Annotated in this window: 2 protein-coding genes; one reads left to right on the top strand and one right to left on the bottom strand. The window is 64.2% G+C overall.

Going from position 1 to position 1,000, the window contains the following annotated elements:
- A partial coding sequence (locus VPH46_RS16365; RefSeq protein ID WP_416612925.1) for a hypothetical protein occupies positions 1–505 on the bottom strand: 505 nt, incomplete at its 3' end.
- A 32-nt stretch (positions 506–537) separates the two neighbouring features.
- Here VPH46_RS16365 and VPH46_RS16360 point away from each other — a divergent pair.
- Positions 538–1,000: hypothetical protein (locus VPH46_RS16360; protein WP_416612923.1), on the top strand; the 463-nt coding region annotated here is incomplete at its 3' end.

Raw genomic sequence — 1,000 nt, 5'->3', positions numbered from 1 at the left:
TCGAGGATGCTCCGGTGCGATAGTGCAGGATATAGTGCCCCGGCGTCAGCACCAGGAGCTGCTGTGCGGCAATCCCGCCCGCCGTATAGTTCGCCCTTAGCTCAAGCTGGGTTCCCTGATCCAAGACATGCCCGGGCGCCGCCGTCCATCCTCCGGAATTGGGGTACGCCCAGTCGAAAGGCGGGAACAGATCGGAGTTTTCAAAGCCGCCGTTCCGTACCTGCTCGCGGCGCTGCTCGCCGATGCCCAGCAACGCGCGCGCTGCGGTATAGCCCCCCCGCCGAACCATGTGGCTGACCAACTGACGCGTGAAGGTGACGTCCTGTGCGGAGGATGGCCGGAGCCCAATGGCATTTGCCACATCCAGCAACACGTCGGGCGCGATCTGCTTCTGGCGACCGAGTTGGTCGATGAACAACGGCAACCAATCCGGCCGGCGCGCGAGCATGGGACGGAGTTGCTCGCGTACCGCGGGATCGACGGCTGCGCTGGCAAGCACCGGCAACAGAATGCGTCCCGAGGATCTGGAGACACGCAATGCCCGATCATAATGCTGCAGCGCGCCGGCCGGATTGGTTGCCGTTGTTCATCGACCAACTCGGTCGCCAGAAGCAGATCGCGCCCGACGTGTTGCTGGATGTGGCAAATGCCATTGGGCTCCGGCCATCCTCCGCACAGGACGTCACCTTCACGCGTCAGTTGGTCAGCCACATGGTTCGGCGGGGGGGCTATACCGCAGCGCGCGCGTTGCTGGGCATCGGCGAGCAGCGCCGCGAGCAGGTACGGAACGGCGGCTTTGAAAACTCCGATCTGTTCCCGCCTTTCGACTGGGCGTACCCCAATTCCGGAGGATGGACGGCGGCGCCCGGGCATGTCTTGGATCAGGGAACCCAGCTTGAGCTAAGGGCGAACTATACGGCGGGCGGGATTGCCGCACAGCAGCTCCTGGTGCTGACGCCGGGGCACTATATCCTGCACTATCGCACCGGAGCATCCTCGA

It is taken from the genome of Sphingomonas sp. MJ1 (PH-R8), assembly GCF_048058635.1.
Taxonomy (GTDB): domain Bacteria; phylum Pseudomonadota; class Alphaproteobacteria; order Sphingomonadales; family Sphingomonadaceae; genus Sphingomonas.
This window is presented reverse-complemented; position numbering and strand designations above follow the sequence as displayed.